The 285-nt window shown below is 40.4% G+C and carries 1 pseudogene; it reads left to right on the top strand.

Annotation, left to right across the window (positions count from 1 at the left end):
- Nucleotides 1-212: pseudogene (locus CWC04_RS19955) on the top strand (hypothetical protein); the annotation flags it as partial.
- Nucleotides 213-285 lie beyond the last annotated feature (73 nt).

Here is a 285-nt window from a genome sequence, read left to right on the forward strand (position 1 = left end):
TTACAGATGATTTATTTTTAAATCAGCAGATACAGTACCGTAACTACACATCAAGCTTTGGTCGTCAAACTGGTGCGTTTAATTATGTGTATTAAACACGCGATGGCATTATAAATAACGACCCGCGTGCCCCGTTAGTTGAAGACGGTGTGCTTTAACCGTTTGCAGCGCGCCGCCAAGAATACCGCCAAGTAGAAGCTGATGAAAAGTCATGACAGTATATCTTAGATTTACGCTAAGACTTTTTGTAAGGCGACGTGGATAACTAATTACTGGTTTATGAAT

Origin of the sequence: Pseudoalteromonas sp. S2893, from assembly GCF_005887105.1 — a bacterium.
Lineage (GTDB): Bacteria > Pseudomonadota > Gammaproteobacteria > Enterobacterales > Alteromonadaceae > Pseudoalteromonas > Pseudoalteromonas atlantica.